The sequence below is a fragment of the Actinomadura physcomitrii genome, from assembly GCF_008923205.2.
GTDB lineage: Bacteria > Actinomycetota > Actinomycetes > Streptosporangiales > Streptosporangiaceae > Spirillospora > Spirillospora physcomitrii.
The window spans coordinates 83638-98930 of the sequence record NZ_WBMS02000009.1; the positions used below are offsets into that span (position 1 = coordinate 83638).

General features: G+C 73.9%; 11 protein-coding genes. 8 read left to right on the top strand and 3 right to left on the bottom strand.

From position 1 onward, the window contains the following. Nucleotides 1–124 precede the first annotated feature (124 nt). Complete coding sequence (locus F8568_RS13535; protein ID WP_151593891.1) at nucleotides 125–1447, top strand: MFS transporter; 1323 nt, start codon at nucleotides 125–127, stop codon at nucleotides 1445–1447. Between the two features lie 16 nt (nucleotides 1448–1463). Here F8568_RS13535 and F8568_RS13540 read toward each other — a convergent pair whose 3' ends face one another. Together F8568_RS13540 and F8568_RS13545 are read right to left on the bottom strand one after the other, a co-directional pair. Beyond that, complete coding sequence (locus F8568_RS13540; protein WP_151593892.1) at nucleotides 1464–2777, bottom strand: adenosylmethionine--8-amino-7-oxononanoate transaminase; 1314 nt, start codon at nucleotides 2775–2777, stop codon at nucleotides 1464–1466. Beyond that, nucleotides 2777–4279, bottom strand: coding sequence for a CCA tRNA nucleotidyltransferase (locus F8568_RS13545; RefSeq protein WP_151593893.1), 1503 nt, complete (start codon nucleotides 4277–4279; stop codon nucleotides 2777–2779). Before F8568_RS13545 ends, F8568_RS13540 begins: the two co-directional genes overlap by 1 nt. 338 nt (nucleotides 4280–4617) lie before the next feature. Between F8568_RS13545 and F8568_RS13550 the strand changes: the two genes are divergently transcribed. The 6 genes from F8568_RS13550 to F8568_RS13575 all read left to right on the top strand — a co-directional run bounded on the left by F8568_RS13550 (nucleotide 4618) and on the right by F8568_RS13575 (nucleotide 13282). After that, nucleotides 4618–5259, top strand: coding sequence for an aminoacyl-tRNA deacylase (locus tag F8568_RS13550; RefSeq protein WP_151593894.1), 642 nt, complete (start codon nucleotides 4618–4620; stop codon nucleotides 5257–5259). 146 nt (nucleotides 5260–5405) lie between these two features. Beyond that, the gene (locus F8568_RS48060; protein WP_151593895.1) at nucleotides 5406–8069 is read left to right on the top strand and encodes a DUF6049 family protein; all 2664 of its coding nucleotides are present in this window, start codon (nucleotides 5406–5408) and stop codon (nucleotides 8067–8069) included. 28 nt (nucleotides 8070–8097) lie between these two features. After that, nucleotides 8098–9789: a murein biosynthesis integral membrane protein MurJ gene (gene murJ, locus F8568_RS13560; RefSeq protein ID WP_328600859.1), complete on the top strand. Its 1692-nt coding sequence runs from the start codon at nucleotides 8098–8100 to the stop codon at nucleotides 9787–9789. Between the two features lie 179 nt (nucleotides 9790–9968). After that, nucleotides 9969–11672 (top strand): protein kinase family protein, encoded by a 1704-nt coding sequence (locus F8568_RS13565; protein WP_151593896.1) that lies wholly within the window; start codon nucleotides 9969–9971, stop codon nucleotides 11670–11672. Nucleotides 11673–11879: 207 nt separating this feature from the next. Beyond that, a complete protein-coding gene (sigM, locus tag F8568_RS13570) occupies nucleotides 11880–12503 on the top strand; it encodes an RNA polymerase sigma factor SigM (protein ID WP_190857618.1) in 624 nt (207 codons plus the stop codon). After that, nucleotides 12500–13282, top strand: a complete 783-nt coding sequence (locus F8568_RS13575; protein ID WP_151593897.1) for a cupin domain-containing protein — start codon at nucleotides 12500–12502, stop codon at nucleotides 13280–13282. The genes sigM and F8568_RS13575 overlap by 4 nt, the downstream gene beginning before the upstream one ends. Nucleotides 13283–13532: 250 nt before the next feature. On the opposite strand, the gene F8568_RS13580 is transcribed toward F8568_RS13575, so the two are convergent. Further along, entirely contained in the window at nucleotides 13533–14105 is a 573-nt protein-coding gene (locus F8568_RS13580) for a dienelactone hydrolase family protein (protein WP_151593898.1), read from the bottom strand. 199 nt (nucleotides 14106–14304) lie between these two features. Here F8568_RS13580 and trxB point away from each other — a divergent pair, with 199 nt between their 5' ends. Next, nucleotides 14305–15258: a thioredoxin-disulfide reductase gene (gene trxB / locus F8568_RS13585; protein WP_151593899.1), complete on the top strand. Its 954-nt coding sequence runs from the start codon at nucleotides 14305–14307 to the stop codon at nucleotides 15256–15258. The last annotated feature ends 35 nt before the right edge of the window (nucleotides 15259–15293 follow it).

Here is a 15293-nt window from a genome sequence, read left to right on the forward strand (position 1 = left end):
CCCCCCGGCGCCCGTTGGCCTGCCCGGTGGTGCCCCCGCGCCCCCCCCCCCCCCCCCCCCCCCCCCCCCCCCCCCCCCCCCCCCACAACTCAACGGGGTTGGCGGTGGCGGGTAGTTTGATCGAGTGAGGGCCGGTGAGCTGGGTGCGATCGTGCGGGGGCGGGACTTCCGCCGGCTGTACGCGACGCGGCTGACGTCCCAGCTCACCGACGGCGTCTTCCAGGTCGCGCTGGCCGGGTACGTGTTCTTCTCGCCGGAGCGGCAGGCGACGGCGGGCAAGGCCGCGGCGGCGTTCGCGGTGACGCTGCTGCCGTACTCGGCGCTCGGGCCGTTCGCCGGCGTGTTCATCGACCGGTGGCAGCGGCGGCAGATCCTCGTGTGGACGCCGGTGCTGCGGGCGATGGTGGTGCTGGCCGTCGCGGCGCTGGTGGCGAGCGGGCGCGACGGCGCCGGCTTCTTCCTGGCCGTGCTTGTGGTGCTGGGCGTCAACCGGTTCTTCCTCTCGGCGCTGTCGGCGGCGCTGCCGCACGTCGTGCGGCGCGAGCGGTTGGTGACCGCGAACGCGTTCTCGGTGACGAGCGGGACGGTGATCGCGTTCGTCGGGGGCGGCGCCGGCTACCTGCTGCGCGCCGTGTTCGGCGGCGAGGAGCGGGGGACGGCGCTGATCCTCGTCGCGGGCGCGGGCATGTACCTGGCCGCCGGGGCGATCGCGACGCTGCTGCCGCGCGGGCTGCTCGGCCCGTACCCGGCGGAGGCGGAGGCGCTCGCGGGCCGCGGCCCCGGCCCGGACGCGCCGGGCGTGCGGGACGCGCTCGGCGCGGTGCTGTCCGGGCTGGCGGACGGGGCGCGGCACATCGCGGGCCGGCGGCAGGCGGCGCTGGCGCTCGGCGCGATCTCGTTCCACCGGTTCGTGTACGGGATCATCCTGATGATGACGCTGCTGCTGTGCCGCGGCCACTTCTCCGACGACGCCGACGAGGGGCTGGCGACGCTGGCGCTGATGCTGGGCGTGTCCGGCGCGGGGTACTTCGCGGCGGCGCTCGTGACGCCGCCGGTGGTGCGGCGGATCAGCAAGCAGGCGTGGATCGCGCTGCAGCTGGCCGCCGCGGCGGCGGGGATGCTGCTGCTGGGCCTGCCGTTCTCCGAGACGGCGTGGACGGCGGGCGCGTTCGGGCTCGGGGTCGTGTCGCAGGGCGTGAAGCTGTGCGTCGACACGACGCTGCAGGAGACGATCGACGACGCGTACCGGGGGCGGGTGTTCTCGGTGTACGACATGCTGTTCAACACGATGTTCGCGGCGTCCGCGGCGCTGGCGGCGACGTGGCTGCCGGCGGACGGGGTCGCGTCGATGACGCTGGTCGCGGTGGTCGTCGCGTACGCGGCGGGCGCGGCCGTGTACTGGACGGCGACGGTCCGGACCCCGAAGACCGTCCCCGCGCGGGACTGAGCCTCGACGGCGCGGCTCAGAGGGATTCGGCGATCGCGTGGAGGGCCGAGCCGATGTGGGCGGTCTCGTCCTCGGTGCACACGTACGGCGGCATTGTGTAGATCAGCTTCCCGAACGGGCGGAGCCACACGCCGTGCGCCATCGCGAGCTCCTGGACGGCGGCGACGTCGACCGGCTCGCGGGCCTCGACGACGCCGATCGCGCCGAGCACGCGCACGCCGGCGACCCCCGGCAGCTCCTCGGCGCCGGAGAGTTCGCTGGTCAGGACGGCCTCGATGGTGTCGACCTCCGTCCGCCAGTCGCGCGAGAGCAGCAGGTCGATGGACGCGGACGCGACGGCGGCGGCGAGCGGGTTCGCCATGAACGTCGGCCCGTGCATGAGCGCGCCCGCGTCACCGGAGGTGATGCCGTGCGCGACGCGGTCGGTGCACAGCGTCGCGGCCATCGTCATGTACCCGCCGGTCAGGGCCTTGCCGACGGACATGATGTCGGGGACGACCTCGGCGTGGTCGCAGCCCCACAGCTCGCCGGTCCGGCCGAAGCCGGTGGCGATCTCGTCCAGGACGAGCAGCAGCCCGTGCTCGTCGGCGATGTCGCGGAGCGCGCGCAGGTACTCGGGTGCGTAGAAGCGCATGCCGCCGGCGCCCTGGACGATCGGCTCGGCGATGATCCCGGCGAGCTCGTGCGCGTGCTCGGCGGCGAGCTCGCCGACCTCGTCGATGTAGGCCTGGTCGGGGTCGGCGGTGTAGCCGAGCGGCGGCACGGGCGCGAACACGTGCCGGGCGAGGACGTCGCTGAACAGGTGGTGCATGCCGTTGACGGGGTCGCAGACGGCCATGTCGCCGAAGGTGTCGCCGTGGTAGCCGCCGCGGACGGTCAGCAGCCGGTGCCGCTCCGGGCGTCCCTGCGACCGCCAGTACTGCAGCGCCATCTTGATCGCGACCTCGACCGCGACGGAGCCGGAGTCGGCGAAGAACACCTTGGTCAGCGGCTCGGGCGTCAGCCCGACGAGCCGCTCGGCGAGCCGCACGGCGGGCGGGTGGGTGAGCCCGCCGAACATGACGTGCGCCATCTTGCCGAGCTGCCCGGTGACGGCGGCGTTCAGCTTCGGGTGGTTGTAGCCGTGGATCGCCGCCCACCACGACGACATCCCGTCGATCACCTCGGTGCCGTCGGCGAGGGTGAGCCGGACGCCGTCGGCGGACACGACGGGCAGGGCGGGCGCGGTCGCGGGCATCGGCGCGTACGGGTGCCAGATGTGGTCGCGGTCGAACGCGAGCATCCGCTCGGTCTCGGCGGGGCTCATCCGGCCCAGCTGCAGGGGGATCATCACACCTCCGACGCGGTCGGGCCGGGTCGTCCCCCCTCGGGGTCGATCCCCTCCTCGGCGGCCCAGCGGCGCAGCTCCCGCTCGGCGGCCTCCTTGCCGATCATGCCCTGGTCGAGGCGCAGGTCGAGGAGGAACCTGTAGGCGCGGCCGACGAGCGGCCCCGGCCTGATCCCGAGGATCGCCTGGATCTCGTTGCCGTCGAGCTCCGGGCGGATCGCGGCGAGCTCCTCCTCCTCGGCGAGCCGCTCGATCCGCGCCTCCAGGTCGTCGTAGGTGCGGCGGAGCCGGTCGGCCTTGCGCTTGTTGCGGGTGGTGCAGTCGGCGCGGGTCAGCTTGTGCAGCCGGGTCAGCAGCGGGCCGGCGTCCCGGACGTACCGGCGGACGGCCGAGTCCGTCCACTCGCCGGTGCCGTAGCCGTGGAACCGCAGGTGCAGCTCGACCAGCCGGGACACGTCGGCGACGACGTCCTTCGGGTAGCGCAGCGCGGCCAGCCGCTTGCGGGTCATCTTCGCGCCGACGACCTCGTGGTGGTGGAACGACACCCGGCCGCCCGCCTCGAACCGGCGGGTCCGCGGCTTGCCGATGTCGTGCAGCAGCGCCGCGAGCCGCAGGACGAGGTCGGGCCCCTCCTTCTCCTGCGCGATGGCCTGCTCGAGGACGATCAGCGAGTGCTCGTAGACGTCCTTGTGCCGGTGGTGCTCGTCGATCTCCAGCCGCAGCTTCGGCAGTTCCGGCAGGACGTGCGCGGCGAGCCCGGTGTCGACCAGCAGCGCGAGGCCCTCCCGCGGGTACCGCCCGCAGATCAGCTTGGACAGCTCGTCGCGCACCCGCTCGGCGGAGACGATCTCGATCCGTCCCGCCATGTCCGTCATCGCCCGGACGACGTCCGGCGCGACGGTGAAGCCGAGCTGCGCGGCGAACCGCGCGGCCCGCATCATCCGCAGCGGGTCGTCGCTGAACGAGTCCTCCGGCTTGCCGGGCGTCCGCAGCACCTTGCGCCGCAGGTCGGTGAGCCCGCCGAACGGGTCGACGAACTCGTATCCGGGCAGCCGCGCGGCCATCGCGTTCACCGCGAAGTCGCGGCGCCGCAGGTCCTCGACGAGGGACGTCCCGTACGACACCTCCGGCTTGCGGGACTTCGGGTCGTAGGACTCGCTGCGGTAGGTGGTGATCTCCAGCTCGTGGCCGTCCTTGCGGAGCCCCACGGTGCCGAACTCGATGCCGATCGTCCAGACCGCGTCCGCCCAGCCGTCGATGATCTCCAGGATCCGCTGCGGCGGCGCGTCGGTGGTCAGGTCGACGTCCTTGGACGGCCGGCGCAGCAGCGCGTCCCGGACGGGCCCGCCGACGAGCGCCAGCTCGTGCCCGGCGGCGGCGAACCGCTCGCCGAGCTCGTCGGCGACCGGCGCGATCCGGCGCAGCAGCTCCGCGATCGCGGTTCTGCGGCGCGCCGCGGCGCTGGGGTTCTCGTTGTCGTCGGGCACCTGGTCGAGCACGGCCATCGAGCGTATTTCCTTGGTGAGCGGGCTGACAAAGGACTTTCGGCGGGCGCGGGCCCCTTCACACGGCGTCGGCCCCGGGTTACGTTCTGGGCACCCCGATGCCGCCGGCGCGACCGCCGGTGAGCCTCCCGTACGCACCACGGTAGCGGGATCCCCGCCCCGTACGGTCCGCCGCACCTGCGGCGCAGGCGCATCGGGAGGCTTCACCTGCCGTTCGGCGAGTGTTGATCCGAGCACCTCGGGTATGTGGGGACATCCCCCGCAGAGTGCAACGTACGGGGGCACAGGAGACCGGCACGGGGCAGTGCGGGGCATCGCCCCGCGGGACGGAGCCAGACATGAAGGACGCGCTCACCCTCCACCGCGCGCTGCTCGAATGGGAGGCCGTGCACGAGATCGTGCGGCTGCCCATCGGCATCGCCCACGCCGACGAGCTGCCGAAGGCGCTCGGCCTCCCGGCGGACCGGTGCCTGGTGACCCGCGTCTTCGCCTGCGACGACTCCGTCCCCGGCGATCCGCCCGACGACGGTCTCACCGGGGACGGCGGCGCGCCTCCTAGGCGGTGCTTCCTCACGGGGGTGATCGTCCGGGCGGGGGACCGGCCCTCCGGCGAGGCGGTCCGCCGCGCCATGGGCGCCCGGCGGGTCGGGCCCGCCCGCGCCGACCTCGTCAACGCCGTCACCGAGTACGCGGCCGGGCTGGTCTGCCCGCTGCTGCTGCCCGAGTCGATGCCGCTGCTGATCGACCAGCGGCTGGTGGACGGCCCGCCCGGACCGGACGTCGTCTACACCCCGACCGGCGAGCCGTCGACCGCGCTCGGCATCCGCGGCCACGACCTCGCCGCGCTGTGCCAGGCGAAGCCGGTCGACCTGGCCGCCCCGGCGGACGTCCCGGCCCGCATGGGCGGCGCGGGTACGGGCGGCGCGCCGGCGCGCGGCGGGCGGCCGAACACGCCGGGACGGCGCCGTCCCGTGGGCTGATCCGCCGCGAAAGTCCGGCACCCGGCCGGTCCCGACTACCATCGGGGCCGTGGTGCGGGAAAAGGACGTCCGCCCCGAGGCGGACCCGGCGCCGGGCCTCCACCGGGCGGACCTGCCAGCGGACGCGGTGTGAGGGCGGGCACGGCGTGAGAGCGGTCAAACGCGCGGTGACGCTGGCCGCCCTGCTGCCCTGGCTGGCGGTGGGCGCCGGCCCCGCGCTCGCCGCCGCGCCCGGTACCGCCGGAGCCCCCCGTGGCGCGACCGTTCCCGGCACGGCGCGGGCGCCCGGCCAGGCGCTCAGCCGGAGCCAGGTCGGCGTCGCGCTGACCAAGGTCAGCCCGAAGCCGCTGAAGGCGAACTCCACCCTCGACATCCGGGGCACGGCGCAGAACCGGTCCGGGCACGCGATCAGCGGCCTGACCGTGCGGCTGCGCTACGGCCGGCAGCCCCTCACCAGCCGCAGCCAGCTCGACCAGTACGCCGGGATGACGGCGAACCAGCTCCCCTTCCCCGGCCAGGCCAAGCAGATCCCGCAGGCGAGCGCCTCCGGCGGGCGGCAGGACTGGCAGTTCAAGCTCAAGGTCTCCGCGCTGCACCTGGTCCCGCCCGGCGCCACGCCCGGCGTCTACCCGGTCGGCGTCGAGGTCCTCAACTCCGCGCAGCAGGTCGTCGGCGGCGTGACGACGTTCGTGACGTTCATGCCGAAGCAGACCCACTTCAAGCCCGTCGCGGTCGGCTGGGTGCTGCCCCTCGCCGACCAGCAGCACCGGGCCGGCGACTCGGTCTTCCTCGACGACCGGCTCGCCGGCGAGGTGAGCGGCACCGGGCGGCTGAACGACCTGGTCGGCGCGGTGGCCGCCAACCCGAGGACCCCCGTCACCTGGGCGATCGACCCGGCGCTCCTCGACGACGTGCAGCAGATCGCCGCGCACGACTACCACGTGCTGACGCCCGGCGCGGAGACGTCCACCAAGACGGTGAAGAAGAGCGCCGCGGCGGGCGCATGGCTGACGGCCCTGCGCAACGCCGCGAAGGGCGCCCACCGCTACTTCACCCTCCCGTACGCCGACCCCGACGCCGTCGCGCTCGCCCGCAACAAGACGACCGGGCCGATCGCGACCGCGTTCGACCCGCGCAACACCCGCGTCGCGTCCGACGTCATCGGACGCGCGCCCGACGCGCGCTACGCGTGGCCGCCGTACGGCGTCGCCGGCCCCGACACCCTCGACGCGCTCGCCAAGTACGGGCTCAAGGGCGGCGGGTCGTTCCTGATGAGCGATCTCCAGTTCGGCGACCTGCCGGCCGGCGAGCCGGCGAACGCCACCAGCACGGTCCAGACCGTCCACCAGGGCACGCACAAGACGCTGATCTACGACTCGGGCCTGAACGACATCGTCAGCGCGAACTCGCGGGCCCCCGGCGGCACGGTGCTCACCGAGCAGCGGTTCCTCGCCGAGACCGCGGTGATCGCCGGCGAGGCGCCGAACGTCCAGCGCACCCTCGTCATCGCCCCCGACGCGAACTGGAACCCCGCCCCCGGCCTGGCCGGCGACCTGCTGAAGTTCACCAAGGGCGCGAGCTGGCTGCGCGCCACGGGCCTGGACCAGATCGAGCGGGCCCGCGCGCAGCCCCGCGAGCTGCGCGCCTACAACGACGAGTACCAGAAGTACGAGCTGGGCCCCGCCTACCTCGACCAGGTCGCCGCCATCGCCCGCCGCGCCGCCCGGTTCCGCGCGATCATGACGGAGCCGATCGGCGTCTCCTACGAGCGGGCCCTGCTGCGCGTCCAGTCGGCGTCGTGGCGGACGAGCCCGTCCCGCGCCCGCAACGCCAGGATCGAGCTGTCGGCCGAGGTGGACCACGAGATGGCGCGGGTCCGCATCGTCACGACCAAGAACCGGCGGGCGAACCTGGCGGGCAGCTCCGGCAAGGTGCCGGTCACCGTCAAGAACACGCTGCACGGCCAGGCGGTCCGGGTGCGGCTGGTCGCGACGTCGGTGAACACCGCCAAGCTGCAGCTCGGCAAGCTCGACAAGGGCGAGGACGTCATCGATCTCGGCCCGGGGGAGCAGGTGCAGCGCTGGTTCCCGGCGCAGGCGGCGGGCAACGGCAACTTCGACGTCCGGCTGGAGTTGCGGGACCCCGGCTCGGGCAGGGTGTTCAGCAGCACCACCATCACGGTCCGCACCACGGGCTACGGGCGGCTCTCCCTGCTCATCACCGGTGGCGGACTTGCCGTACTCTTCGTGGGCGTCGGAGTGCGGGCCATCAGAGCGAGGCGCCGCCGGAAAGCGGAGGCAGCCGGTGACGGGTCGACCGGAGTGGGATCGGCAGAGGCCGGAGAACCGGGGAACGGATTCCCCGGCCCCGGGTTCCCAGGGTCCGGGTTCCCGGGGTCCGGCTTCCCAGGGTCCGGAGTACCGCCCGCAGGGGCCACCGCCGCAGGCGCCACCGCCGCAGGCGCCTCCCCCGCAGGGCCCGCAGCAGGGCCCGCCTCCGGGCCGTCCTCCGCAGGGATACCCGGCCCGGCCGGGTTCTCCGAGGCCGCAGAGTTCCCCGGGGCCCCAGGGCTACCCGGAGCAGACGCCCCAGGGCTACCCGGCGCGGGGCCAGCAGCCCCCGTACCCCCCTCAGCCTCCCCGGCCGCCGCGCCATCAGCGGCCCCCGGCGCCCCAGCGGCCCCCGGGCCGTCCGGCGCCGCAGAACCCGGCGGGCTACCCGGCCCCAACGGCTCCGGCGGCCCCAACGGCTCCGGCGCCGACGGGCCGGCCGCGCACCGCGGCGAACATCGCGGCCGAGACCGCGATTGACATCCCGCTCCCCGGCGGGGGCGGCCCCGTGGGCGAGACCGTCGTGGACGTCCCGCCCCCCGCGGACGGCGGCGACGGCGGCAAGGCCGCGGCCGGCGGCATCCTGCGGTCCGGCGCGATCATGGCGATCGGGACGCTGGTGTCGCGCGTCACCGGCTTCCTGCGCACCGCCGTCCTCGTCGCCGCGCTCAGCACCGGCCTGCTCGCCAACGCCTACAACACCGCGAACACGATCCCGAACCAGATCTACGACCTGCTGCTCGGCGGCATCCTGACCAGCGTCGTCGTGCCGCTGCTGGTCCGCGCGAAGGAGCGCGACCGCGCCTACGGCGAGCAGTACGAGCAGCGCGTGTTCACGCTCGCGGTCATCGGCCTCGCGGTCCTGACGGTCGTCGCCGTGATCGCGGCGCCGCTGTTCATCGACGTCCTCGCCGGCAGCTACAAGGGCGACCAGCGGCACATCGCGGTCATGTTCGCGCGGTTCTTCCTGCCGCAGATCTTCTTCTACGGGGTCGGCGCGTTCGCCGGCGCGATCCTGAACACCCGCAACAGCTTCGCCGCCCCGATGTGGGCGCCCATCCTGAACAACATCGTCGTGATCGGCGTCGGCGGCGTGTTCCTGGCGATGGCGTCCGGCGTCGACCCGTCCAGCATCTCCGACACCGAGTTCCTCATCCTGGCGGCCGGCACGACCGGCGGCATCGTGCTGCAGACGGTCGCGCTGTGGCCGTCGCTGCGCCGCGTCGGGTTCCGCTGGCGGCCCCGGCTGGACTTCAAGCGCGGCGAGGTCGGCCAGGTCGGCCGGATGGCGGGCTGGACGCTGCTGTACGTCGTCGCGACGCAGGCCGGGCTCGCCGTCGTCACCGCCCTCGCCAACCGGGCCGGCGACCTCGGCCACGCCAAGGGCCTCGGCGACGGCTACGGGTACACCCCGTACTTCACCGCCTACCAGATGTTCCAGCTGCCGTACGCGATCGTCGGCGTCTCGGTGATCACCGCGCTGCTGCCGCGGATGAGCCGGTTCGCCGCCGAGGGCAAGATCGCCGACGTGCGGTCGGCGTTCTCCAGCGGGCTGCGCCTCTCCTCGGTGATCATCATGCCCGCGGCGGCGCTGATGCTGGTGCTCGGCCCGGAGATCACCACCGTGCTGTTCGCGCACGGCAACACGCACGCCTCCGACGCGCTGGTGATCGCCCGCGTCATGCAGATGTTCGCGATCGCGCTGGTGCCGTTCTCCACCTACCAGCTGATGCTGCGGGTCTTCTACTCCTTCGGTGACACCCGCACGCCCGCGCTGATCGGCGTGGTCTCCGTGACGGCCAACATCATCCTGGCGTTCGCCGCCTACAACGTGCTCGGCGTCAAGTGGATCGTGGTCGGGATGGCCGGCGGCTACGCCGTCACCAACGCCGTCGGCACCCTCGTGTGCTGGCTGGTGCTGCGCCGCAAGCTCGGCGGCATGGACGGCCGCCGCATCGCCGGCGGCCACCTGAAGCTGCTGGTCGCGATCTGGCCGCTGATCGGGTTCGCGTACGCGGTGCACGCCGTCGCCGACGCCGCGCTCGGCACCGACACGCTGGGGCCCGCGCTGATCGCGCTGGTCGTGGGCGCGGGCGGCGGCGGGCTGCTGTACCTGGTGTTCGCCAAGCTGCTGCGGGTCGACGAGGTCCAGGCGACGATCGCCACATTCGCGCGCCGGTTGCCCGGCGGACACCGGTAAGTCGTGGCAAAGTGAGGGGGACGCGCCCGGATCACGCCGCCATTCCCGTGTTCGAACCACTACCATGTGGGGGACTACGGCTTGCGGGCTGACACCCTGGGGAACGCAAAGAGGAGGGTCGGAGGCGTAAGCTGCCACGCCACGAACATGGGATCTGACCACCTGCGCAGGACGTTGCCGTGAGCACGTCAGTGATCGAACCCGGCACGCGTCTCGCCGGCCGCTACCGGCTCGAGGAGCGCATCAGCGACTCCGGCGGGTCCTCGCTCTGGAAGGCCATCGACGAGATCCTGGCCAGGGCCGTCGCCGTCCGCACCTTCGACCCCGAGTTCCCCCGCGTCGGCGAGGCCGTCACCTCCGCCCGGGCCGCCAGCCGCCTCACCGATCCCCGCGTCACCCAGGTCTTCGACGCCGACGACAGCGGCGAGAGCGCCTACGTCGTCAGCGAGTGGGTGGCGGGCGAGACGCTGGAGCAGATGCTCGCCAAGGCCCCCCTCGAACCGGGCCGCGCCGCGACCCTGCTGTACGAGGCCGCCGAGGCGATCGCCGCCGCGCACGCGGCCGGGCTCGCGCACCTCTGCCTGTCCCCGCGCGACCTGGTCTGGACGACCGGCGGCACCGTCAAGCTGCTCGGCGTCGCCACCGACGCGGTGCTCGGCGACCGCTACTGCGACGACCCCGCCGCCGAGGACGTCCGCGGCCTCGGCCGGATGCTGTACGCGGCGCTCACCGCGCACTGGCCCGGCGACGAGGACGGCTCCGACCTGCCCGCCGCGCCCAAGGGCGAGGACGGCGTCGCGCAGGCGCCCCGGCAGGTGCAGGCGGGCATCTCGCACGCGATCGACGCGATCGTCTGCCGCTGCCTCGGCATCGGCGCGGCCGAGCCGCTCACCGAGCCCGCCGAGCTGGCGAAGGCGCTGCGCGGCGTGCCGCGCACCCCGCTGCCGCTGTTCGCGGGCCTCGGCACCGCCGCGCCGCCGCCGCCGCGTCCGGCCGCGCCCAAGCGTCCCGCGACCCCCTCGACGGCCGCGACGACGCAGCCGCACCAGCCGCCCGTCCCGGAACCGACCCGGCCCGTACACGGCCAGGACGCGCGCGGCCTCGGAAGGCGCGGGCGCAGCGCGCACGCGCAGCAGGCCCAGCACGGCCAGCAGGCCCAGCACGGCCAGCATGCGCAGCCGGCGCCGTCCGGGCAGGTCCCGCCGCCGCGCGGCCGGTACGACACGCCCCCGTCGGCGCCCGCGGGCGACGCCGCGACCGTCGCGTCGCACGCCCGCAAGCCCGCCAACCGGGCGCTGCTCGGCATCGCCGCCGCCGCGCTCACCGTCATCGTCGGGCTCGGCGCCTGGGCGCTGTCCGGCGGCGGCTCCGACGACGGCAAGGGCGCCGCGGGCAAGAAGGCCGACCAGGGGCAGAAGAGCCAGCCGCCCAAGCCCGCCACGGTGAAGCTGAAGATCCAGGACGCGTCCGCCACGCAGAGCCCGGCCGACCAGCACCCCGACGGGACCAGCCGGAAGAACCCCTCGGCGGTCATCGACGGCGACCCCGGCACGGTGTGGGAGACCCAGACGTACTCGTCCGAGCAGTTCGGCAACTACCTCAAGGCCCTCGGCGTCACACTGACCCTGGGCACCCCGGCCAAGGTGTCGACGATCAAAGTCGACTGCCCGGCGTCCGGCGGCACTCTGCAGGTCAGGATCGGCGACTCCCGCGCCCCGGGCGCCATGAAGCCGATCGGCGAGCAGTCCTGCCACCGGGGCGAGCTGACCTTCGCGGCGAATCCGGCGGTGCAGGGCCAGTACGTGCTGGTCTGGTTCACCCGGCTGCCCGACGGCCTCAAGGGCAAGCTCAACGAGATCTCCATCAACGGGACGGCCGGCTGACCGCGCCGCGCGCGGGCCGCCCCGGCCGCGTCCGCGGGCGGTGCGGAGCCTCGCGACCTGTGACGTGAGCTGCCCGTTGTCTGTATCGTGCCTGTGAGCATCCATGTCCCCTCGCCCCCAGGAAACCGTGGTGACCACCCGAGCAGCCGGAGCCGGCCGCAGCCGCCCGGCACCGGCAGGGCGGCCCGTACGAGAAAGCGGTCGCTCATGACGTCGGTGAGCATGCGTCGAGTCGACGAGGTCCCCGACAAGGAGCTCCTCGCCCGGCACGCCCAGGGCGACCCGCACGCCTTCGCCGAGCTGGTGCACCGGCACCGGGACCGGATGTGGGCGGTCGCGCTGCGCACCCTCGGCGACCCGGAGGAGGCCGCCGACGCCCTGCAGGACGCGTGCCTGTCGGCGTTCCGCGCCGCCGGCCGGTTCCGCGGCGACGCCGCCGTCACCACCTGGCTGCACCGGATCGTGGTGAACGCCTGCCTCGACCGGATCCGCCGCAAGTCCGTCCGGCCCGCCACCCCGATGGGCGACGACGCGACCTTCGACGCCGTCGCGCCGAAGATGCCCGACCCGACCGACGCGCACGGCGTGTCGCTGGACGTCCGGACCGCGCTGGAGCAGCTGCCGTTCGAGCAGCGCGCCGCGCTGGTGCTGGTCGACATGATGGGCTACTCCGTCGACGACGCCGCCGAGGTGATGGAGGTCCCGCCCGGGACGATCAAGAGCCGGTGCGCGCGGGGCCGCGCGCGGCTCGCGCCACTTCTGACCCACCACCGGAACCGACGCGACTCCAAAAACGTCGGAGGTGTGGAAGGAGGTGGCATGCCCAAGTGAACCCCGCACATCTTGACTACGACGTCCTGGCCGACCTGGCCGAAGGACTGCTCGAAGACGATCAGGCCGCCTCCGTCAACGCGCACCTCGAATCCTGCGCCGAGTGCCGGGACCGCTCCGCCGATCTTGCGGACGTCTCCCGGATCCTCGCGGAGGCGCCCGCGCCTCCCATGCCGCCCGAGCTGGCCGAGCGCATCGACACCGCCATCGCGGCGGAGTCGATGCACAACGCCACCGTGGTGAGCATGGAGCAGCGGCGCGGAAGGCGGCATTGGCGGATACTGTCCGCCGCGGCGGCGGCGATCGTCGTCGTCGGCGGCGGAGCGACGGTCGGCAAGATCGCGCTGGACGGCTCGGACGGCACCGGCAGCCAGGCGTCGACCCCGCCGCAGGGGGACAGCGCGCGGCGCATGTCGGCCGGTGCGGCGCCGCACCAGGCCGCACCATCGGAGTCCGCGCTGGCCGCGGGCGCCTTCAAGGTCACCCGCAGCGGCACCGAGTACCGGGCCGGGAAGGTCGCCGGCCAGCTCGGCCGGCTGCTCGGCAAGGGGCAGGAGCTGCGGCTCCAGGGGGCCCCGCCGACCGCGCAGATGTCCGGCTGCGTCACCGGCGTCGCCCATGGTCGCACGCCCGCGCTGGTCGACCAGGCCAGCTACGACGGGCGAGCCGCGACGGTGATAGCCCTTCCCGGCGGCCGGGCGGGCAGCTGGGACGTCTGGGTCGTCGGCCCGGACTGCAGCGCGCAGGACCCGCACGTGCTCGAGCACGAGCCGGCCTGACCCACCGCCCGCGCGAAGGCCAGGGGGCGGCCTGGGGACCCGCCCCCGCGGTGACGGCCGCCTCTCCACCCCCTCGATGATCAGTTTTTCCCGAGCGGCGCTCGACGAGCAGCGCCGCGTAACAGCCGGGCACGTGCCCATCATCTACGCTGCGCAGCGACCAGCGACACTCCGTGATCAGCGGCGCCGCTTCTTGGCGGGCAGCCCACGGCCCGATTATGGGCACCGCCTCCGACATTCCCCCGGCCCGCTACAGCGACGCCACGAAGTCGAGCGCGATCGTCCAGGCGCGCTCGGCGGCCTCGGGCTCGTAGTCGGGCAGGTCCGGATCCGTGAACAGGTGCCCGGCGCCGCGGTAGCGGAACACCTCCACGTCCGCGCCCGCCTTGCGCATCCGCAGGTACCAGGCGTTCAGCCAGTCGACCGGCTCGAAGGTGTCGGGGTCGGCGACGTGCAGCTGCACGGGGATCTCGGTGGACGCGTCGTCGGCCAGGTCCGACGTCCCGTGCATCAGCAGCAGGCCGCGCGCCCGGTCGTCGCCGAGGGCCAGGTTCTGCGCGATGGACCCGCCGAGCGAGAACCCGGCGTACACGAGCCCGTCCCCGTCCAGCAGCGGCGCCGCCGCCGCGACCGCGCGGCGCAGCAGCTCGTCCCGGCCGATCTCCTCCTTGATCTCGACGCCCTCGTCCGGCGTGTCGACGACCCGGCCGCCGTACAGGTCGGGGACGGTGACGTCGTGCCCCGCGGCGCGGAGCCGGTCCGCCGCCTGGTGCACGGCCGGACGCAGCCCGTACATCGAGTGGAGAAGCAGAATGCGTGCCATGGCCACCACCCTATGGCTGTCCCGCCCGGTCCCCCGGGCCGCCCGCGCACCGGCCCGGGGGGAGCGTCGGGAGCGCATTGCGGGGCAGGTCACGGGTCAGGCGGCGCATGCCGGGAATCCCCTGGCCCTAGGATCGGTTGACGCGACTGGCAGGCCGTGCGGTGAGGCCACCGAAGGCCAAGAGGAGAGGCGCACAACAGTGAGCGACGTCCGTAACGTCATCATCATCGGGTCGGGCCCCGCGGGCTACACGGCCGCGATCTATGCGGCCCGCGGCGACCTGAAGCCGCTGCTGTTCGAGGGGTCGGTGACCGCCGGCGGCGCGCTGATGAACACCACCGACGTGGAGAACTTCCCCGGCTTCCCCGACGGCGTCATGGGCCCCGACCTGATGGACAACCTGCGCAAGCAGGCCGAGCGGTTCGGCGCCGAGCTGGTCACCGACGACGTCACCGAGGTCGACCTCGCCGCCGACCCGAAGGTCGTCAAGGTCGGCGACGAGACGTACCTGGCCAGGGCGGTCGTCGTCGCGACCGGGTCCGGCTACCGCGAGCTCGGCCTGCCGGACGAGAAGCGGCTCTCCGGACGCGGCGTGTCCTGGTGCGCCACCTGCGACGGCTTCTTCTTCCGCGAGCAGGACATCGCCGTGGTCGGCGGCGGCGACACCGCGATGGAGGAGGCGATCTTCCTGACCAAGTTCGCCCGCTCCGTCACCGTGATCCACCGCCGCGACGAGCTGCGCGCCTCCAAGATCATGCAGGACCGGGCGTTCGCCAACGACAAGATCCGCTTCCTGTGGGACAGCGAGGTCGTGAAGATCGACGGCGAGGACCGCGTCACCGGCGTGCAGGTCCGCAACCTCAAGACCGGCGAGCAGAGCCCGCTCGAGATCACCGGCCTGTTCATCGCGATCGGCCACGACCCGCGCAGCGAGCTGTTCACCGGCCAGCTCGAGACCGACGCCGACGGGTACCTCCTCGTGGACGCCCCGACCACCCGGACGAAGATTCCCGGCGTGTTCGCCTGCGGCGACGTGGTCGACCACATCTACCGTCAAGCCATCACCGCGGCCGCCAGCGGCTGCTCGGCGGCCATCGACGCCGAGCGCTGGCTCCAGGACCAGGACGCCGCGGAGACCGTCCCGCAGGCCTGACCGGGGCCCGCGGACGACCGACCGCACGGCCCGCA